Here is a 17,840-nt window from a genome sequence, read left to right as displayed (position 1 = left end):
GCCTTCCTCGTCGGAGGTGGGTTGACGCGTTCGTCGGAGATGATCGCGGGGTTGTATCTCCACCTGGTGGAGGTTGGAGGCTCATCGGCGTGGATCACGGGACGCTGTACTCAATCGGGGACCTGGCTCGGCGGACCGGTCTGTCGGTACGCACGATCAGGTTCTACTCCGATGCCGGCGTTCTGCCGCCCACACACCGTAGTTCCGCCAACCATCGCCGTTATGACCTGACCGCGGTCGCTCGTCTTGATCTCATCCGCACCTTGCGCGAGCTCGGCGTCGATCTGGCCAGCATCCACCGGGTGCTCGCCGACGAGATCACCGTGTCGCAGGCCGCAGCCGCCCACGCCGAGGCGCTCGACGTGCAGATCCGGTTACTTCGACTGCGCCGAGCGGTTCTTCGTGTGGTGGCGAAACGGAACTCCAGCCCTGAGGAGATGGAGCTCATGCACCGCATCGTGCAACTGTCCGAGGCCGAACGTCACCGGCTCATCCACGACTTCATCGACAGCACGTACGGCGGCGTCGACGCCAACCCGCAGCTGGTGGAGCTGCTGCGTTCGGCGGTGCCGGACCTGCCGGACGAGCCGACGGCCGAGCAGGTCGAGTGCTGGATCGAGCTGGCGGAGCTGGTACAGGACACCGATTTCAGAGCCAGTGTCCGGCGGATGGCCGAATACCAGGCGGCCGAACGCGCCGACGGTGACCAGACAGGGCTGCATCACGAGCTGACCATCCACGTCGCCGACCGGGTTGCAGCGGCGATAGCCGACGGGGTCCAGCCCGCGTCAGCACAGGCTGCGCCGGTGGTCGCCGAGCTGGTCGCTCGGTACGCGGATACATTCGGGGCCAACGACAGCGGCGAGTACCGCGCCAAACTCTCGACCCGACTGGCCATCGCCAACGATCCACGGGTGGAGCGGTACTGGCACCTGATCGCCACCATTAACGGCTCGCCCACCACGACCTCGCTCGCCCCGATCTTCACCTGGTTCACCGAGGCTCTTCAACGCCACCCCGAGCCATAATTGATCGACGCTGACCGACTAACCGGATCCACGTGCTCGGGTGTCGTCGCCCGCGGGTGCGGCGCGGGACTGCTTCACGGCCTGGTCAACCCCTGCCAAACCGTTCTTCCTGCGCGACCGCCCTATGATGACGCACGTTCGCCGACGTGACCGCCGGCACGGCCGGTGCCCGCAACGATGAGCTGTCACGCAGGTCGCCTCCAGGCTGGATGCCTCGACCACCGACCCCGTCGACCGCCTGATAGCCGGGGCCCACGAGTTGCTCGTGGTCTGCGCCCGGCCCGAGGTGCAGCGCATCATTCACGAGGCGCCGACCGTGCTGGGGGCATCGGCGTGGCGAAAGCTCAGTGCCCGGTACGGGCTCGGCCTCATCCAGGCCGCGCTCCGGTCCGAGATGGAGGCCGGCGCTTTCTCGCCGCGGCCGGTCGATCCACTGGCACACCTCATCATGGGCGCACTCGATGAAACCACCCGGTACATCGTGACGGCCGCCGACCCGGCGACCGCACGACATGAGTGCCTGCAGGCGCTGCGGCAGATGCTCGAAGGATTGAAGCGGCCGACATCAGCGCCACGGCCCGGTGGTGGCCCAGCATGACGGACTTCCGAGCGTGTGCGTCCGGTGGATCCAGGGACGACTACCTCGTCATGAGGCGCCCCGATCGCCTACGCACGACCTCAGTCCCCGACCTCGATCATGAGGTCGTGAAAGTCGCCGATCGAGAGCACCACCGTTCCGTTCTCCACGAGCTCGTAATCCCACAGCTTCTCGTCCGTGTCGAAGGACTCGAGAGAGACCTCGAGTCGCAGGAACAGGTCCGTCGCGGCCGGCGTCAGGGGACCCACTATCTCGATGGCGTCGCGCATGCCGCTCCACGGTCGCACCTTCACCCCCGGCAGAGCCTGGAAGGCCGCTCGGCCATAGCAGAGCTCCCCGTAGCCGTCGGGCATATGCACTCGGAACTCGTCTGCCCGGGCCAGGAAATCGGTGAGTATCCGCCGCCACTCGGCGTCGGGCACGGAACCCACATACTCTCTCGTCATGCAGTGAGCATCTCGCGGGGCAGCCGGTTAAGGTTGCTCGGGCTCGAAGCTGGTCAAGACCTGTCGGGCTCGGTGAACAAGGCGACTCCAACGCAGGCCGGCCCGCGTTGGAGTTGACCGGATCCGACAGCGTTACCCGGTGATCATGTCAGGGACGTTTGAGTTGGTCTCGGTTCGTTCGTCGGCTGCTGCCACCCGTTGGGGACCTCGGACGAGGACGTAGATGAAGAGCGCGGCCATGACGGCGGCTCCGGCCCACATGGAGTGCTGCCAGCCCTCGACGAATGATTGCTCGGCGGCCCGCAGCAGTGCTCCGGTCTGCGGTCCGGCGTCGCCGGCGATGGCGACGGCGTTCGCGACGCCTTCGCGGGCGGTGTCGGCCACCTCATCGGGCACCCCGGTGAGCCGGGGATCGATCGCACTGCGGTAGCCGGCGGAGAGGACCGCGCCGAGCAGGGCGACGCCGAGGGCGTTGCCGAACTCTCGGGTCACGTCGTTGAGCGCGGAGGCGACACCCTGACTTTCGCGTGGCAGCGAGCCGGTGATCGCTTCGGTCGATGGAGTCATGGACAGGCCCATGCCCAAGCCCATGGCGAGCATGCCGGGCAGGATCGAGAGGAAGCCGCCGTCGACGGAGACGAGGATCGCCATCAGGGCGAGGCCGGCGCCGCCGAGGAGAATGCCCGCAGCCATGGTCGAGCGGCTTCCGATCCGGGCGCTGAGCTTGGGAGCAAGGCCGGAGGAGAGCATCATCACCAGTGCCATGGGCATCATGCCCAAGGTCGCTTGCAGCGCGGACCAGCCGAGCACTGCCTGCAGGAACGGGAAGAGCACGACGAGGATGCCCGCCTGCACTCCGAAGACGGCCAGGAGCACGAGCGACCCGCTGGCCAGGCCGCGCTTGCCGAACAGCCGGATATCGAGCAGCGGTGCCGGGTGGCGCAGTTCCCACACGATGAAGCCGATCATGGCGAGCAGACCGCCGGCGAGCCCGATCATCGTCGCGGGCTCGGTCCACCCGTTCACCGGGCCTTCGTGCAGGACGTAGATCAGGGTGAGCACGGCGATGACCGAGGTCACCGATCCGACGGTGTCGAAGCTGTGCTCGATGTGCTCGCGGGAGTTCGGAACGGACCGGACGGTCAGCACAACCGCGGCCAGGACGAGTACGACGGGCAGGACGAACAGCCACCGCCAGGTGGCGACGTCGACGAGCAGAGCGGACAGGAACATTCCGAGGATGCCGCCGCCACCGGCCACGGCGGTCCACACCCCGATGCCTTTGGAACGTTCCCTCTCTGGGAAAGTCGAGGTGATCACGGCAAGCGTGACCGGCATGATCATCGCGGCTGCGACACCGGACAGCAACCGCGAGGCGAGCATCATCTCGGTGGAGGTCGCCAGGCCGGCGGCCACGTTCGCGACGCCGAAGATGATCAGGCCGATCAGCAGCACAGGCTTGCGTCCCCGCCGGTCGCCGAGCGCGCCAAGCGGTAGCAGCAGGGCGGCCAGCGTCATCGTGTAGATGTTGATGAGCCACAGCACGTCGCTCTGCGAGGCGCCGAACTCGACGGCCAGCTCGGGCTGGGCGACGTTCAGGCCTGTCACCGAGGCGGTGACGGCCATCAGCGCGATGCAGACCGCGATCAGGATCGTGCGGCGCCGGCGTGGGTCGTCGATGGTGGGGTCGGCGTGACCGGCCATGGGCGGGTTGATGCTCATGGGATTCCTTCGTGAGGGCAGGGGGAAGCACGCCGGGAGCCGACCGGCTCCGGCGTTGTCAGGGGAAAGGGTTAGCGGCGGCTGGCTTTGACGACGACGTCGTGGACGGAAACCGGGTGGCCGCCGGGGCCGATCAGGTTTCGGTGCGATTCCTCGGCGGTCACGACGTCCCACACACTCGGGTCGAGGCGGGTCGTGATGTCGGCTGCTGTCACCGATGCCGCCGCGGGCGGCTCGGTCCCGCCGTGTCCGTGTCCGTGTCCGTGTCCGTGTCCGGAGCTGGCATTCTGATCGTGGTGGAGATGGCCGACGATGAGGAGCATGCCCTTGGGGGCGACCCAGGACGCGATGCGCTCGTAGAAGTCCAGCTGGGGCATCGCGGGATGCGCATAGTGTGTGGTGACCAGGTCGTACCGGGCGTCCGGCTCCCACGTCGACAGATCTGCCTCGACCCAGTCCACCTTCGCGTCGACGCCGGCAGCGGTGGCGCGCTCGGCCGCGTGGGTGAGCGCTGCGGCCGCGATGTCGGCGGCGGTGACCTGCCAGCCTCGGGTGGCGAGCCAGATCGCCTCTGCTCCGGCACCGCAGCCCGCTTCCAGGGCCGTCCCGGGTGCCAGATCGCCGACCTCGCGCACGAGATGCGGGTTGGGCTGTCCGGCAGCCATGGCCGCAGCCCGGTCGCTTTGCCAGATCTGGTCCCAGTATGGCTTGTCGAACGCGTGCGTCATCGAACGTCTCCCTCGTTGCCGGCCGTGGTGGCGCGTGCTGCTACGGCGCGGTCCAGGTCTTCCCTGCTCAAGTCGGCGTTGATGTGCTGGCCGGCACGGGCCCCCTCGGCGATCGCTCCACTGACCTGCGCGGAGATGTCGGAGGCGTTACCGGCGACCCAGACGCCCGGGATCGCGGTCTTGCCGAACGCGTCGGACTCGATGAACGCCCCGGCCGGGTGCAGGACCGGCTCGATGCCGATCCCGGCGAAGGGTGCGGTGCGGGCGACCATCCGCGTGGCCACGACGACCGCGTCGACCGCGACGACCTGCCCGTCGTCCAGCCGCACACCGCTGACCCGGTCGTCGGCGATCTCCAGGCGTGAGATGCCGCCGTCGACCACCGCAACGTCGAGCGCCTCCAGTTCGTCGCGTTGCTGCGGCTCGAGTTGATGGCCCCCGGCGAACAGCACCACATCGGCGCTCCACTGACGGAACATCAACGCCTTGTGCACCGCCATCGGTTCGGTTACCAGGACTCCAATCCTGCGGTCACGAACCTCCCAGCCGTGGCAGTACGGACAGTGCAGGACGCCGTGTCCCCACTGCTCGCGTACTCCGGGAATGTCCGGCAGTTCGTCGACGAGACCGGTGGCGATCAGCAGCCGGCGACCCTGCAGGACCGCGCCGTCGCGGAGCACGACCAGGAACCCGGACGAGGTGCACGAGACGTCGACGACCTCGCCCGCGACGATCTCACCGCCGTACCCGAGGACTTCCTCGCGTCCCCGCGCCAGTAACTCCGAGGGCTTCACACCGTCCAAGGCCAGAAGCCCGTGTACGCCGTCGGCCGGGGCGTTCCTCGGCTCACCCGCGTCGACCACGGTCACCGCGCGACGTGCCCGGGTCAGCGTCACGGCGGCACTGAGCCCGGCCGCGCCACCTCCCACGATCACCACATCGCGGATCTCACCCATCTGAGCTGCCACTGGTCAACCTCCCGTCAGAAGCACAGTTGCCTTCGGCACCTGGCTCATCGAGCATGCGGGACCAGCCAGAGATGTGGCAAAGAGATTTGCCGAATGGAAAAATGACGGCATGACAGACCAGACGAGACACACCCTCGGCGCCGTCGGACCACGACTCAAGCAGCTCCGCCAACAACGCGACATCACTCTGAGCGACCTCGCCGAGCAGACCGGTATTTCGATCAGCACACTGTCCCGGCTCGAAGCCGGCCTCCGGCTGCCCACCCTCGAACAGTTGCTACCCCTGGCTCGCGCTTACGGTGTCACCCTCGACGAACTCGTCGACGCGCCGCAGACCGGTGACCCCCGCATCAACATGCGCCCCATACCCACCACCGACGGCAGGACGATCGTGCCCCTGACCCGCCGGCCCGGCGGCATCCAGGCTTACAAATTCGTCCTGCCCGCCGGGCACGACGACGACGAACCCCGCCTGCGCACCCATGAAGGCTACGACTGGGCCTTCGTCCTCAGCGGCAAACTCCGCCTCGTCCTCGGACAGCAGGACCTCATCCTCGGCCCCGGCGAGGCCGCCGAGTTCGACACCCGCACCCCCCACTGGTTCGGAGCCACCAGCGCCGGACCCGTCGAGTTCCTCAGCCTCGTCGGTAAACAGGGCGAACGCGCACACGTCCGCACAGCCGCACCACGCTCATGAGACACCACCGCCGACAGGCCGGATCAGTCGTGGCTGGCCGACATCACGGAACACCACACCGGCGAGGGCAAGCTCTACCTCTGTGCGATCAAGGACGTGTGGTCGAACCGGATCGTCGGGTACTCCATCGACTCGAGGATGAAGTCGAGGCCGGCGGTCAACGCCCTGCGCCACGCCGTCGCCCGGCGCCGTGAGGTGGCCGGCTGCGTGCTGCACACCGACCGCGGGTCGCAGTTTCGCAGCCGGAAATTCGTCCGCGCTCTGAACCAGCACCACATGATCGGGTCGATGGGCAAAGTCGGCGCGGCAGCGGTGCATCAACGTACTCTGCGGCTACCTGCGCATGCCTACACCCCGTCGGACGACGAGCTGGCGGCCGGCGAGCGGCGCGCCCCGGCTGGCGCCGGATGCCCGGAGGGTACGCGAAGCGAGTCCGGACCTTGCCGTACTTCCTGCCGCCGCGGCTCGCAAAGTTGCTGCACCTGTTACCCGTGCCGCATTCACCGGTATGGGATGTCGCCTCCGCTCGCGAGCTTGCGCACGGAGTACATCCCCATCGTCATGGACAACGCGAAGAGGATGCCGACCGCAAATGGCTCCGGGAGAACCACGTCGAACGTATCGGCTTCACCGTGCAGCCCGGCGTCGTCCAGCTCGGCGAGCAGGTCCGTGACCGACAGAACATGCCACGGATAGTCCACGGCCGTCTCGCGCACGGTGGCTCCGGCATCGTCGAGCACCCGGTACCGCATGGACCAGATCACGGTGTCGTCACCCTGGGGCTCAGCGCTGCCGCCACCTTCGTACCGGTACCGGCCGATCCCGACTGTGCCGAACGTGGAGTACGGGATGGCCGTCGGTGTCGCCGGCGGCTGGACGTTGAGCACCAGCGGCGACCCGGGCGCCAGCCGGCGGCCGACCCGGGAGAAGAACCGGGCACGGGAAGCCCGGTCGAGGTGGCCGAGCATGTTGAGTGCGACGACGGCGCCGAGCGGTGTCGGCAGCGGCACGCCGGTGGCATCGCCTGCCACGACCGTGACCCGCTCACTGAGGTCCGCGTCGGAGGCGACGCGCGCCAGCAGCACGGCCCGTTGTATCGGGGACGGCTCCACGGCCAGGATCTCCGCGTCCGGCCAGGCCGCGGCCAGCACGCTCGTGCCCAGACCGGTGCCGGCACCCATGTCGACGACCGGCCCCTGTCCGGAGCGGGGCTCACCGAGCGCTGCCAGCACCGGCTCGCGCAGCATCTGCCACATCGGTCCACTCAGGACATCCATGAACTCGCCCGACGTCTCGTACACGTCGCTCATCAGCCCGCCCCCACATCACTACTGGAAACAATAATCGTTTTCAGATAGGGTAGCGGACGTGACGAGCGAAACCGACAGGCACGAGGTCATCATCATCGGCGCCGGGGCAGCCGGCCTCAGCGCCGCACAGGTCCTGGGCCGCCAGCAGCGCCGCACGCTGATCGTCGACGGCGGGGCCCCGCGCAACAGCCGCGCCGACGGGATCCACATGTATCTCAGCCGGGACGGCTTCTCGCCCCTGGCCCTGCTGAGCACCGGCCGTCACGAGCTGGAGGCCTACCCGAGCGTGACGATCAGGCAAGCACGGGCCACCAACCTCGCGGGCAGCATCGACGACTTCACCGTCACCCTCGACGACGGTACCCGGCACGGCGCCCGCCGTCTGATGCTGGCCACCGGCCAGATCGACCAGCCCTGGGATGTCCCCGGCGTGCCCGAACGCTTCGGCACCAGCGTGCTGCACTGTCCGTTCTGCCACGGCTGGGAGGCACGCGGCAAGAGCATCGCCGTCCTGGGCCGCGAACCCGCCGAGGTCATGCTCGCCGCCTACGTCGCCGACCGTTACAGCGACGACGTCGTGGTGGCCACCCACGGCCGGCATCGACTGCCCCTGCCTATCCTGAAGAACCTGGAGGCCCTCGGCATCACCGTGCTCACCGAGCCGGTCGCCGAGCTCAGCGGCGAGCTCGACGACCTCACTCTGCGGTTCGCCGACGGCACGAGCCTGACCCGGCAGGTCGTCTTTCACCGCGCGCCGGTCAGCCTGCAGACCGCGCTCGCCACTCAACTCGCCGTGGAGCTGCTGCCGGACGGCTACGTCCGTGTTGATGAGTTCGCCCAGACCTCCGTGCCCGGCGTGACCGCGGTCGGTGACCTGGCCCGCCACCCCGCCCTGCCCGACGGCCTCACCCTGGTGAGCCAGGCCGCCGCCGACGGTGTCCGCGCGGCGGTGTGGTTGGAGCAGGGGCTGTTCCGGGCCGGCCTGCCGGTTCCGCCGGGCTAGCCATGGGTCTCAGACGGAGTTCTCGGAGTAGCGCAGCACGTCGGCGACGAGTTGCCGGGTGGCTTCGTTGTGCAGGGTGTAGTAGACGTTGCGACCGCGGCGCTGACGGCGGATGAGCCGGGCGTCCTTGAGGAACCGCAGATGGTGGGCGACGGACGTGACGTCCGCGGACAGCGCCTCGGCCAGTTCGGCGGGCGACTTCTCGCCGCCTCGCAACAGCATCAGGATGTGCAGCCGGTGCTCGTAGGCCATGCCGCGCAGGACGATCACCGCTCGCTCCAGTACCGGCCCCATGTGGTCCACCGCCTCGGCGCTCATGCGGGCACCGCGGAGGAACCGAGGGACGCCGGCACGCGGGTTCTGACCGCACGGGACAGCACCGTGGACAGCGCCAGGATCGCGGTGGCGGTCAGAGTGATGCTCGCGCCGGCGGCGACGTTCCCATGGCTCGACGCGTACAGGCCGCCGAGACCGCTGAGGATGCCGAAGGTGACGGCCAGGGCCGTGATGACGCCCAGCCGGGTGGACCACTGGCGGGCCGCTGCCGCCGGGGCCACGATGAGGGCCAGAGCAAGGATGGTGCCGACGGCCGGGACGACGGTCACGACCACTACCTCGATGGTGAGCAGCAGGACGACGTCCCAGGCTCCGGTGGCGTAGCCGGCCGCGCGGGCCCCGCCCTGGTCGAAGCCGGTGTAGAGCAGCGGGCGGGCGCAGGCCAGCAGGATCGCCGCGACGACGACCAGCGCGACCGCGGTGATGACCAGGTCCTGCGGGCTCACCGTGAGGACCGAGCCGACCAGGAACGAGGACAGGTCGCGGCTGAAGCCGCTCTGGGTGGCGACCAGCCCGGCGCCGAGCGCGAAGCCACCGGAGAGCATGACGCCCGTCGCCGCGGCCGCGTTCTGACCGCTGCGGCGGCTGAGCGCGGCGACGCCGAGCGCGATGATCGCGCCCGCCACCACGCCACCGAGGTAGATGTTGACGCCGATGATGGAGGCGGCCACCACCCCGGGAAAAGTGGCGTGGGTCAGCGCCATGGTGAAGAAGGACAGCCGGCGCAGCACGACCTGCACCCCGACGAGTCCGGCGAGCGCACCGACCAGCACGACTTCGGCCGTGGCGCGGTGCAGCGCGTCATCCCACCAGTTCATGTGGTGATCCCCTTCTCGCCGGAACCGGTCGGACCCGGCGTTGTCGCAGGACGCCGATCGGGAGCAGCAGCAGGTAAGCGAGCACGAGCAGCAGCACGACGGCCGACGCCGAGGTCAGGGAGACGCCGTAGTCGACCGAGGCGGTCCAGCTGGCGAGCAGGCCGCCGTAGCCGGCGAGCAGGATGAGCCCGGTGCTGAGGACCGCCATGCCCGTCAGCCGTGCGGTCAGCATGCGGGCGGCCGCTGCCGGGACGATGAGCAGTGCCACGACGAGGATGGTGCCGACGGCGCGGACGGCGGCGACGACCACGAGCGCGACGATGATGTTGAGCCACAGGTCGAGCCACGCGATCCGGTAACCGGCCGCGGCGGCCCCGGCCGGATCGAACGTTCGGAAGATCAGGGCCCGCGCACCGATGAGCAGGAAACCGAGGATGACGACTGCCAGCACGGCGGTCTCGGCCAGCTGCCGTGTCGTCACGGTCAGGATGCGCCCGAACAGGAAACTCGTCAGGTCCGAGGTGTACGAGGAGCGCCGTGACACCAGGGCCACGCCGATGGAGAACATGGCGGTGAGCACCACGGCGGTGGACGCGTCGTCGGACAGCGCCCCGCCGCGGGTCAGCAGGGTCAGCACGACCGCGGTGACGACCCCGGCGACCAGCGCCCCGACGACGATGCCTTCGATGCCACCGGCGAGGAAACCGATGACGACACCGGGAAACACCGTATGGGTCAACGCGTCGGAGACGAACGACAACCGGCGGACGAAGACGAACACGCTGACCGGGCCGCAGATCAGCGCGAGCAGGGCGAGTTCGGCCAGGGCCCGGCCCATGAACGGGACGGTGAACGGCTCGATCATGGTTCGACCAGCACGGTACGGCCGTCGCCCACGTCGATGGCGTGCCCGCCGTACGCGCGGCGCAGGGATTCCCCGGTCAGCGCCTCCGCCGGTGGGCCCAGCGCCCACTGCCGGCCGTTGAGCAGACACACCAGATCGGCGAGTTCACGGGCGACGGTCAGGTCGTGGGTGCTGAGCACCAGGGCCGTCCCGGCGGCGCTGAGCTCGCGCAGCACCCGCACGATGGCGTCCTGGCTCACCGCGTCGACACCGTTGAACGGCTCGTCGAGCAGCAGGAGCCCCGGCTCGGCGACGATGGCGCGGGCCAGCAGCACGCGCTGGCGCTGCCCGCCGGACAGGATGCCGAAGTGGCTCCCGCCGCGGTCGGCCAGGCCGACCCGGTCGAGCGCCTCGCGGACCGCGCGACGGTCGACCGCCCGGGTGGGCCGCCACCAGCCGATGCGCCGGTAGCGGCCCATCATGACCACCTGCGCGGCGGTGATCGGGAAGTCGGCGTCCAGGGAGTCGGTCTGCGGCACGTAACCGGTGCGGTGTCGCGCACCGGCCGGAGTGCCTCCCAGCACGGTGGCCGTACCGGCGAGCACGGGCACCAGGCCGAGAATCGATTTGATCAGTGTCGACTTGCCGGCGCCGTTCGGGCCGACCAGAGCGAGCCGCTGCCCGCCGGCCAGGGTCAGCTCGACCTCGCGCAGCACCGGTGTGCCGTGGTAGCCGACGCTGACCCCGGCGTAGCGAAGAGCGGCCTCGCCCATGTCAGCCGGCCAGACCGGAGGCGATGACCCGGGTGTTGTGCTCCTCGGCACCGAGGTAGGTGCCCTGCGGAGTGCCGGGGGCGCCGAGGCTGTCGCCGTAGAGCGCGTCCTCGCCGCCGACCACCTTGACGCCGGCCTGCTTCGCGATGGCCTCGGCGCTCTTGGGCGGCAGCGAGCTCTCGGTGAAGATCGCCTTGGTGCCGGTCGCCTTGATCTTGGCCACCAGGTCGGTGAGCTGCTTGGCCGACAGCTCGGCCGAGGTGTCCAGGCTGGGGATGACCGAGCCGACGAACTCCAGCTTGTACCGCTCCACGTAGTAGCCGAACGCGTCGTGGTTGGTGACCAGCTTGCGCTGGTCCGCGGGGATCTTGGCGAAGGCGGCCTCGTTGTCGGCGTCCAGCTTGTCGAGCTTGGCCGCGTAGTCGGTGAGGTTCTTACCGAACGCAGCAGCATGGGCGGCGTCCGCCGTGGCGAGCGCCTTCTCGATGTTGGTCACCATGATCTTGGCGTTCTGCGGGTTGTGCCAGATGTGCGGGTCGTGCTCCTCGCCGGCGTGCTCAGCCTCGGCCTCCTCGGCGTGACCCTCTTCCTCCTCGTGGCCGCCCTCGCGCAGCTTCACACCCTGGCTGGAGTCGACGACGGTGCCCTTGAAGCCGGCGGACTCGATCGTCTGATCCAGCCACTCCTCCAGGCCGACGCCGTTCTTCACCACCAGTTTGGCCTCGCCGATCGCCTTGATGTCGGCGGGCGTCGGCTCGTAGTCGTGCGGGTCCACGTTCGGCTTGATGATCTGGGTCACGGCGACGTCACCGCCGCCGATGGTGCGCACGAAGTCGGCCACCTCCGGCGTCGTGGCCACCACGGCGAGCTTGGTGCCGGAGGAGGCGCTGCCGCCGCCCGAGGTGGCGTCGTCGCCACCCGAGCCGCATCCGCCGAGCAGGACGAGCGCCGCGGCGGTCGCCGCGGCTACAAAAGATCGATGCACGTGATTCACGAGAAAACTCCGTTCCTGAGAAGCGGAACGGTAATCGTTTTCACTTAACATCGTCTAATAGTGAAGTGACCATGCGTGCACGGGACGGTTCAGCGAGTTCGGCGTGGCGTCGCTCCCCGGCCGGGCTTCTCGGGCACCGCACGCGCCTCCCGGGCATGGGCGAGAGCGTCACGCACGATGTGAGCAACATGGTCGTCGCGCAACGTATAGGCGATCTCGCGGTGCTGCCGAACACCGTGAACAAGCCCGGCATGGCGCAGGATCCGCAGTTGCTGCGAGACGTGCGGCTGGGTCAGGCCGGTGAGTTCGACGAGCTGATACACGTACCTGGGCCGCACGGCGAGCAGGTCCACGATCGCCAGACGAACCGGCGAGGCAAGGGCCTTGAACAGCTCCCCGGCAGGTTCGTACCGATCGGCGCCCTGGCATGCACACATGCTCTCATCAGCATCTGCGCGCCTGATGCCTCACTCATGGGCGCTCCCCCGCCCCGCCCCGAAGAGCCGGAAATGATTATCGTTTCGGTACAGTTCCGGTGGGAGCGACTTGCCGGCAGTGCGGGAGGAACGATGACTGACTCACGGCGCCCTTCACGTCACACCCGTCAGCAAGCGGAGGTGCACGCGCTGCTGAACGAGACGAAGGAGTTCCGCAGTGCCCAACGCATCCACGCCGACCTGCACGCCCGTGGCATCAAGGTCGGCCTGACCACCGTCTACCGCACCCTGAGCTCGCTGGCCGACGCGGGCGAGATAGACGCCCTGCGCCAGCCGAACGGCGAGCAGGTGTACCGGCACTGCAGTTCCACCCACCACCATCACCTGATGTGCCGCTCCTGCGCCCGGGCCGTGGAAGTCGCCGGACCGGCCGTCGAGACCTGGGCCTCAGCCGTCGCCCGGCAGCACGGATTCACCGAGGTCAACCACAGCATCGAGATCTTCGGCCTCTGCGACAGCTGTGCCTCGTCGAGCGACCACTGACGTCGGGGTCATACGGTTCGCAGGCCGAGGGTCTGCCAGGCGATGGCATCGCCGCCGTCCGTCGCCCACCACAGCACCCCGGCTCGACTGAAGGCACCGGTGAGCATCGGATCCGCCTCGATCCCACCAGCCACCGGCTACCGCCCCGGCGAGCGGAGCGGTTCACTGAACCACGGTCAACGGTGCGACCTCGCGATGACCGCGGGGTCCGGCAGGAAGCCCGCCGTCGACCCGCTCCAGCAGCGATCGACAGTCGCCCCACTTGGGCAGATCCGTCGCGCTTCGTCATCGAATCAGCCCACTCGGCCAGGTCGCGCCTGCCGTGCACCCCCCGCACGCAGATGAAAAGCGACATCGTTTTCATGTACCGGCGACCGCGTGCTAGCTTCCTCTGGAAAATGAGACTCGTTTTCATTAAGAATATCTGTCCAGAAAGGAAGCGGTGCATGAAGAGACCCTCCGTACGGGTCGCGTCCACCATCGCCGGTCTCACCCTGGCCACGGCCACCCTCTTCCATGCCGCGCCCGCGCTCGCCGCGGATTCGGTGGTGCTGAGCAAGGGCCACACCGACGCGGTTGACGTGCACTACGAGAACGGTGCGCTGAAGCTCAAGGTCAAGGACGACACGGTGAGCCCCGCGGTGGTACGCGACCCGGCCGATGTGACGTTCCAGGTGCTGCCCGCCGCCGAGACGACCGTGCCCGACCTGCCGGCGTTCAGTTTCCTGGGACAGCCGGGCAGCAAGATCTGGATGCTGCCCCAGGTCCAGGACTCGAACCTGCTGTGGCCGGGCTGGAACACCACCACGCTCGGCTCGGGAGTGTTCACCGGCGACAAGGTGTCGCTGAGCCTGGTCGGCGTGGACGGCCCCGGCGACGTGACCCTGTTCGACACCAACTCCCTCGGTACGCCCAATATCAAGTTCCGCAGCAACGACGGCCTGCCCGACCGCCTGGACGTCCCGGTGCACACCCACGCGCACGCCGGCTGGGTGTTCTCCGCGACCGGCACCTACACGCTGAAGTTCCAGGCCGACGCCACCCTCGCCAACGGCACGACGCTGTCCACCGGCCCGGTGGACTACAAGTTCGTGGTCGGTGACCTCCAGTCCGGCGGCGGCGACCTCGCGTTGAGCATCACCGGCATGTCGGACGGCGAGTACCAGCCCGGCGACGCCGTCACCCTGCAGGCCGTGCAGTCACCGCAGGGAGCGCTGACGAAGTACCAGTGGTTCAGCAAGAAGCCCGGCGCGGACGACTTCTCGCCGATCGAGGGCGAGACCGGCGCGTCGTACAGCTTCACCGCGACGCGAGCCCTCAACGGCAGTCAGTACATCGTCAGGCTCTATGACGGCCAGACTGTCGTGGCCGGCAGCGCCGAGGTGTGGTTGTGGGTGGCGTTCCCGGCCGAGGGCAGCAGCACCGCCAAATCGGTGACCGCCACCATCAACGCGTCCGAGGGCGCACTCGTGATCAGTGTCGATCCCGAGAACCGTACCGTCGCCCTGCCCGCCGCCGCGCTGTCCCCGGCAGGTGACCGGTGGGAGAGCACCGGCGCTCTCAAGCCCGTCACGGTGACCGACACCCGCGCGTCACGGCCCGGCTGGACGGCGTCCGGTCAGGTCGCCGACGGATTCCGCAGCGACGACGGCACCACCTTCACGGGCGGTTACCTCGGCTGGACACCCAGCATCACCACGCAAGGCAGCGAACAGGGCGTGGTGGCCGGACCGGTTTCGCACCCGTACGGAACCGTTCAGCCGCACACCGGGCTGGGCGGCAGTGCGGTGCTGGCCACGGCGTCGAACGGCAAGGGCCTGGGCACCGCCCAGCTCGACGCGGCGTTGAAGCTCAGCGTGCCGACCGACACGGCAGCCGGCACCTACACCGGCACCCTGACCCTGACGGCCATCTGAGCCCGACCGCAATTCTACGACGTCGCGGGACGGCCGTGCGCCGTCCCGCGACCGATGCGAAAGACCCCCTCATGCGTACGCGTACCGCCGCGGCCCTGCTGGCCGTCGCAGCCCTCATCGCCTTCCCGGCGCCCGTCCAGGCCGCACCGGGGACCGACTCCCTGACCTGGTCCGTCACTCCGTCCGGTCCGAAGGGACCGGACGGACGACCGGCCCTGGACTACAAACTGGACCCGGGCGCCGGTATCACGGACCACGTCGCGGTCACCAACCACTCGAAGCGCCCGCTCACCCTGCGCCTCTACCCGAACGACGCCTACACGACCGCGGGGGGCGGCTTCGACCTGCGCGCCGGCAACACCGAAGCCACTGATGCGGGAAGCTGGATCAAAGTCTCGCGGGACCGGCTGGCGCTGCCGGCGTCGTCGCGGATCGTCGTGCCGTTCACCGTGACCGTGCCGGCGAACGCCACACCGGGCGACCACGCGGCCGGAGTGGTCGCCTCCATCCTCACTGAAGCCACCGACGGCGACGGCAACCAGGTCTCCGTGGACCATCGCGTCGGTGCCCGCGTCTACCTGCGCGTCACCGGGCCGCTGCAGCCCGCGCTCAGCATCACCGACGTCGAGATCAATGCCGCGACGTCGTGGAACCCGCTGCGACTGCCGCACGTCACCGCCACCTTCACGATCGGCAACACCGGCAACGTACGCCTCGGCGGGCGTCCCACGGCCCGGGTCGAGGGGCCGTTCGGGCTCGGTGGCCGGACCACCGAAATGGCCGTGATCCCGGAGATCCTGCCCGGCGGCACGCTGCGCGTCACCACTGCCCTCGACGCGGTGCCGCCGCTGTTCCGTGAGCGCCTGACCGTGGACATCACACCCGGGCCGGCCGACGGGCGATCGATCGATCCCGCCCCCGTCCGCGCGCTCGCCACCCGGACCTTCTGGCTGGTGCCGTGGCCGCAACTGGCCCTGCTGACGCTCGTCGCCGCGCTGCTCGCCGCCTGGCTGCTCACCCGGCGCCGCCGAACGCGCCGGATGCAGGCCGCCCTCTCCGCCGCCGAACAGCGCGGCCGCGACCAGGCGAGCTCAGCGGAGAAGAACCCAATCCTGGAGAAGGAAGGCAGCAAATGATCCGCAGGACCGTCGCCGTCGCCGCGGCGTCGCTCGTGGTCGCGCTGACCGCCGGTGCCCCGGCGGTCGCGGCGCCCGGTACGCCGCAGGCCGAAGGCGCCGATCTCGTCGCGCTGTCGGTGAAATCGGGCAAGCTCCGGATGAGCTTCCGGAGTGAGAGCCGAGCCGTCACCGACCCGCAGTCGCTGCGATTCACCGCCTCCGGCTCCCCGGTCGGCGTGATCCCCGACGACCCCGCCTTCGCCTTTCTCGGCCGGCCCGGCGCACCGGTGTGGTCCCTGCAGGACGGCTCACCGTTCTCCACGTTCGACACCACCGCGATCGACACCGACGACGTCGCCGGCGGCGCGGTGACGCTGGACCTGCTCACCGTCGACGGGCCCGGATCGTTCGCGGCCTACACCCTGTCCGAGTGGGGACGCCCCACCCTGCTGCTCGACAGCGACGGCCGGACCAGCGCCCGATTGCCCGCCGGAAAGCGGCTGGGCGGCGTGGTCTGGTTGTTCGACGCCACCGGTGAGTACCGCGTGACGTTGCGCGCCACCGCGCGCACCGGTTCGCGAACGCTCAAGGACGAGGCCGTCTACGCCGTCTCGGTTCCGACCCGGCCACTCGCCGCACCTGAGACCGCCGCGGCACCCCGGATCCCCGCACCCGCCCGCGCCGCCGCCGCGGCCCCGAACCGTACGACAGCCGCCGCGGCCGCCAACACCCCCGCGACCGGACGGCGCGTGATCGCCGACGGGCATGTCGACATGGGACCGCAGCTCAGCGGCGGCGCTCTGCGGATCCGTCTCAAGGACGACACCACGACTCCCGCTACCTGGCGCGAACTGAGCGACGTCACGCTCAAGGTCACCGACAAGGCCCGCATCGACGTGCCGGCCGGCCCCGGATACGCGTTCCTGGGCAAGGCCGGCGACAAGGTCTACCTGCTGCCCCAGTCCCAGCAGTCCGGCATCGTCTGGCCCGGGTGGAACACCCAGCACGAGTCGCTGGTCAAGGGCACCAGAGGCACTGTCAACTGGCGCCTCAAGCAGGTCAGCGGACCGGGCAAGTTCAAGCTCTTCCTCACCGGCTCGTTCGGCGCTCCCGAGGTGATCTTCGACTCGGACAAGTCCCTGCCGCAGCGCCTCGGCATCGCACCCAACACCCACGCACACGGCAACTGGGCCTTCACCCGAGCCGGCACCTACCAGCTGACGTTCGACATGACCGCCACCACCACCGCCGGCAAGAACGTGTCCGACACCAGGACGCTCACCCTCGCGGTCGGCGACTCGACGGACGCCGGCGCCGGGAACGGGAACGGGACGGACAGCGCCACCGGCAAGGGATCTGCCGGCCAGAACGGCGGAAGCGGCCTGCTCGCCCGGACCGGCGCGAACATCACGACCATCGCCGCCGGCGGAGCACTACTGCTCGTCGCGGGAACGGCCGCCGTCCTGCTCACCCGGCGCCGACGGGGCGAGGCTGGTCACGTGTCCACTCCAGACCCTTCCTCATGAAAATGAAAACCATTATGATCCCGGCATCCGGTTCG

Annotated in this window: 19 protein-coding genes and 1 pseudogene; 9 read left to right on the top strand and 11 right to left on the bottom strand. The window is 69.2% G+C overall.

From position 1 onward, the window contains the following. Positions 1-89 precede the first annotated feature (89 nt). Together Aau02nite_RS45120 and Aau02nite_RS45115 are read left to right on the top strand one after the other, a co-directional pair. Positions 90-1,028, top strand: a complete 939-nt coding sequence (locus Aau02nite_RS45120; protein ID WP_212994857.1) for a helix-turn-helix domain-containing protein — start codon at positions 90-92, stop codon at positions 1,026-1,028. A 205-nt stretch (positions 1,029-1,233) separates the two neighbouring features. Then, positions 1,234-1,626, top strand: coding sequence for a TetR family C-terminal domain-containing protein (locus tag Aau02nite_RS45115; RefSeq protein WP_369076765.1), 393 nt, complete (start codon positions 1,234-1,236; stop codon positions 1,624-1,626). Positions 1,627-1,706: 80 nt separating this feature from the next. Here Aau02nite_RS45115 and Aau02nite_RS45110 read toward each other — a convergent pair whose 3' ends face one another. The 4 genes from Aau02nite_RS45110 to Aau02nite_RS45095 form a co-directional block, all read right to left on the bottom strand. Beyond that, positions 1,707-2,072, bottom strand: coding sequence for a hypothetical protein (locus tag Aau02nite_RS45110; RefSeq protein WP_212994855.1), 366 nt, complete (start codon positions 2,070-2,072; stop codon positions 1,707-1,709). A gap of 132 nt (positions 2,073-2,204) precedes the next feature. Further along, positions 2,205-3,794 (bottom strand): MFS transporter, encoded by a 1,590-nt coding sequence (locus tag Aau02nite_RS45105; protein WP_212994854.1) that lies wholly within the window; start codon positions 3,792-3,794, stop codon positions 2,205-2,207. A gap of 71 nt (positions 3,795-3,865) precedes the next feature. Then, entirely contained in the window at positions 3,866-4,522 is a 657-nt protein-coding gene (locus Aau02nite_RS45100) for a class I SAM-dependent methyltransferase (RefSeq protein ID WP_212994853.1), read from the bottom strand. Then, the gene (locus Aau02nite_RS45095; protein WP_212994881.1) at positions 4,519-5,478 is read right to left on the bottom strand and encodes an NAD(P)/FAD-dependent oxidoreductase; all 960 of its coding nucleotides are present in this window, start codon (positions 5,476-5,478) and stop codon (positions 4,519-4,521) included. Before Aau02nite_RS45095 ends, Aau02nite_RS45100 begins: the two co-directional genes overlap by 4 nt. Positions 5,479-5,599: 121 nt before the next feature. Here Aau02nite_RS45095 and Aau02nite_RS45090 point away from each other — a divergent pair, with 121 nt between their 5' ends. Continuing rightward, complete coding sequence (locus tag Aau02nite_RS45090; protein WP_212994880.1) at positions 5,600-6,187, top strand: helix-turn-helix domain-containing protein; 588 nt, start codon at positions 5,600-5,602, stop codon at positions 6,185-6,187. Between the two features lie 6 nt (positions 6,188-6,193). Next, a pseudogene (locus tag Aau02nite_RS45085) lies at positions 6,194-6,496 on the top strand (transposase); the annotation flags it as partial. A 191-nt stretch (positions 6,497-6,687) separates the two neighbouring features. Here the strand turns inward: Aau02nite_RS45085 and Aau02nite_RS45080 are convergent. Beyond that, positions 6,688-7,497, bottom strand: coding sequence for an SAM-dependent methyltransferase (locus Aau02nite_RS45080; RefSeq protein ID WP_212994852.1), 810 nt, complete (start codon positions 7,495-7,497; stop codon positions 6,688-6,690). 58 nt (positions 7,498-7,555) lie between these two features. Here Aau02nite_RS45080 and Aau02nite_RS45075 point away from each other — a divergent pair, with 58 nt between their 5' ends. After that, a complete protein-coding gene (locus Aau02nite_RS45075; protein ID WP_212994851.1) occupies positions 7,556-8,500 on the top strand; it encodes an NAD(P)/FAD-dependent oxidoreductase in 945 nt (314 codons plus the stop codon). Between the two features lie 9 nt (positions 8,501-8,509). Here Aau02nite_RS45075 and Aau02nite_RS45070 read toward each other — a convergent pair whose 3' ends face one another. The 6 genes from Aau02nite_RS45070 to Aau02nite_RS45045 all read right to left on the bottom strand — a co-directional run bounded on the left by Aau02nite_RS45070 (position 8,510) and on the right by Aau02nite_RS45045 (position 12,702). Beyond that, positions 8,510-8,818: a metalloregulator ArsR/SmtB family transcription factor gene (locus Aau02nite_RS45070; RefSeq protein WP_246595931.1), complete on the bottom strand. Its 309-nt coding sequence runs from the start codon at positions 8,816-8,818 to the stop codon at positions 8,510-8,512. Further along, positions 8,815-9,654, bottom strand: coding sequence for a metal ABC transporter permease (locus tag Aau02nite_RS45065; protein WP_212994850.1), 840 nt, complete (start codon positions 9,652-9,654; stop codon positions 8,815-8,817). Before Aau02nite_RS45065 ends, Aau02nite_RS45070 begins: the two co-directional genes overlap by 4 nt. After that, positions 9,638-10,519, bottom strand: coding sequence for a metal ABC transporter permease (locus Aau02nite_RS45060; protein WP_212994849.1), 882 nt, complete (start codon positions 10,517-10,519; stop codon positions 9,638-9,640). Before Aau02nite_RS45060 ends, Aau02nite_RS45065 begins: the two co-directional genes overlap by 17 nt. After that, positions 10,516-11,271, bottom strand: coding sequence for a metal ABC transporter ATP-binding protein (locus Aau02nite_RS45055; RefSeq protein ID WP_212994848.1), 756 nt, complete (start codon positions 11,269-11,271; stop codon positions 10,516-10,518). Before Aau02nite_RS45055 ends, Aau02nite_RS45060 begins: the two co-directional genes overlap by 4 nt. 1 nt (position 11,272) lies before the next feature. Then, entirely contained in the window at positions 11,273-12,265 is a 993-nt protein-coding gene (locus Aau02nite_RS45050) for a metal ABC transporter substrate-binding protein (RefSeq protein WP_246595930.1), read from the bottom strand. 89 nt (positions 12,266-12,354) lie between these two features. Continuing rightward, positions 12,355-12,702 (bottom strand): ArsR/SmtB family transcription factor, encoded by a 348-nt coding sequence (locus Aau02nite_RS45045; protein ID WP_212994846.1) that lies wholly within the window; start codon positions 12,700-12,702, stop codon positions 12,355-12,357. A gap of 132 nt (positions 12,703-12,834) precedes the next feature. Here Aau02nite_RS45045 and Aau02nite_RS45040 point away from each other — a divergent pair, with 132 nt between their 5' ends. The 4 genes from Aau02nite_RS45040 to Aau02nite_RS45025 all read left to right on the top strand — a co-directional run bounded on the left by Aau02nite_RS45040 (position 12,835) and on the right by Aau02nite_RS45025 (position 17,805). Next, complete coding sequence (locus Aau02nite_RS45040; RefSeq protein ID WP_212994845.1) at positions 12,835-13,245, top strand: Fur family transcriptional regulator; 411 nt, start codon at positions 12,835-12,837, stop codon at positions 13,243-13,245. A gap of 446 nt (positions 13,246-13,691) precedes the next feature. Next, positions 13,692-15,161 (top strand): choice-of-anchor M domain-containing protein, encoded by a 1,470-nt coding sequence (locus Aau02nite_RS45035; RefSeq protein WP_212994844.1) that lies wholly within the window; start codon positions 13,692-13,694, stop codon positions 15,159-15,161. 71 nt (positions 15,162-15,232) lie between these two features. Next, positions 15,233-16,297: a WxL protein peptidoglycan domain-containing protein gene (locus Aau02nite_RS45030; protein WP_212994843.1), complete on the top strand. Its 1,065-nt coding sequence runs from the start codon at positions 15,233-15,235 to the stop codon at positions 16,295-16,297. Next, complete coding sequence (locus Aau02nite_RS45025) at positions 16,294-17,805, top strand: TIGR03773 family transporter-associated surface protein (protein ID WP_212994842.1); 1,512 nt, start codon at positions 16,294-16,296, stop codon at positions 17,803-17,805. Before Aau02nite_RS45030 ends, Aau02nite_RS45025 begins: the two co-directional genes overlap by 4 nt. The last annotated feature ends 35 nt before the right edge of the window (positions 17,806-17,840 follow it).

The organism is Actinoplanes auranticolor, from assembly GCF_018332655.1.
In the GTDB taxonomy this organism is placed as follows: Bacteria; Actinomycetota; Actinomycetes; order Mycobacteriales; family Micromonosporaceae; genus Actinoplanes; species Actinoplanes auranticolor.
This window is presented reverse-complemented; position numbering and strand designations above follow the sequence as displayed.

Excerpts from the sequence above, each read along its gene's own strand:
- Aau02nite_RS45095 (WP_212994881.1), bottom strand. The coding sequence starts at position 5,478 with ATGGGTGAGATCCGCGATGTGGTGATCGTGGGAGGTGGCGCGGCCGGG.
- Aau02nite_RS45045 (WP_212994846.1), bottom strand. The coding sequence starts at position 12,702 with ATGTGTGCATGCCAGGGCGCCGATCGGTACGAACCTGCCGGGGAGCTG.
- Aau02nite_RS45035 (WP_212994844.1), top strand. The coding sequence starts at position 13,692 with ATGAAGAGACCCTCCGTACGGGTCGCGTCCACCATCGCCGGTCTCACC.
- Aau02nite_RS45060 (WP_212994849.1), bottom strand. The coding sequence starts at position 10,519 with ATGATCGAGCCGTTCACCGTCCCGTTCATGGGCCGGGCCCTGGCCGAA.
- Aau02nite_RS45080 (WP_212994852.1), bottom strand. The coding sequence starts at position 7,497 with ATGAGCGACGTGTACGAGACGTCGGGCGAGTTCATGGATGTCCTGAGT.
- Aau02nite_RS45090 (WP_212994880.1), top strand. The coding sequence starts at position 5,600 with ATGACAGACCAGACGAGACACACCCTCGGCGCCGTCGGACCACGACTC.
- Aau02nite_RS45070 (WP_246595931.1), bottom strand. The coding sequence starts at position 8,818 with ATGAGCGCCGAGGCGGTGGACCACATGGGGCCGGTACTGGAGCGAGCG.
- Aau02nite_RS45040 (WP_212994845.1), top strand. The coding sequence starts at position 12,835 with ATGACTGACTCACGGCGCCCTTCACGTCACACCCGTCAGCAAGCGGAG.
- Aau02nite_RS45100 (WP_212994853.1), bottom strand. The coding sequence starts at position 4,522 with ATGACGCACGCGTTCGACAAGCCATACTGGGACCAGATCTGGCAAAGC.
- Aau02nite_RS45065 (WP_212994850.1), bottom strand. The coding sequence starts at position 9,654 with ATGAACTGGTGGGATGACGCGCTGCACCGCGCCACGGCCGAAGTCGTG.
- Aau02nite_RS45055 (WP_212994848.1), bottom strand. The coding sequence starts at position 11,271 with ATGGGCGAGGCCGCTCTTCGCTACGCCGGGGTCAGCGTCGGCTACCAC.
- Aau02nite_RS45105 (WP_212994854.1), bottom strand. The coding sequence starts at position 3,794 with ATGAGCATCAACCCGCCCATGGCCGGTCACGCCGACCCCACCATCGAC.
- Aau02nite_RS45030 (WP_212994843.1), top strand. The coding sequence starts at position 15,233 with ATGCGTACGCGTACCGCCGCGGCCCTGCTGGCCGTCGCAGCCCTCATC.
- Aau02nite_RS45110 (WP_212994855.1), bottom strand. The coding sequence starts at position 2,072 with ATGACGAGAGAGTATGTGGGTTCCGTGCCCGACGCCGAGTGGCGGCGG.
- Aau02nite_RS45025 (WP_212994842.1), top strand. The coding sequence starts at position 16,294 with ATGATCCGCAGGACCGTCGCCGTCGCCGCGGCGTCGCTCGTGGTCGCG.